Origin of the sequence: Mesorhizobium abyssinicae, assembly GCF_049887195.1 — a bacterium.
Taxonomy (GTDB): domain Bacteria; phylum Pseudomonadota; class Alphaproteobacteria; order Rhizobiales; family Rhizobiaceae; genus Mesorhizobium; species Mesorhizobium abyssinicae.
In genome coordinates, this window is the sequence record NZ_JARAKC010000188.1 from 1 (window position 1) to 206 (window position 206).

Consider the following 206-nt stretch of genomic DNA (forward strand, 5'->3'; position numbering starts at 1 on the left):
GACGACACCGGCTCGGTGACCGAGGCCTCGGGTGTCTTGAACGGCACCGCCGGCACCTCGCCGGCCACCGGCGATCTCGACGCCACCGACGTCGACAGCGCCAACGACTTCTCGGTGGCCACCAACGGCGCGCACGGCACGCTGTCCATCAACGCCGCCGGCGAGTGGAGCTATGTCCTCAACGAGGACGACGCCGCCGTCCAGGC

General features: G+C 70.9%; 1 protein-coding gene. It reads left to right on the forward strand.

What is annotated here, in order from left to right; all coding sequences use genetic code 11:
• Positions 1-206: VCBS domain-containing protein (locus tag PU724_RS34175; RefSeq protein WP_426213889.1), on the forward strand; the 206-nt coding region annotated here is incomplete at both ends.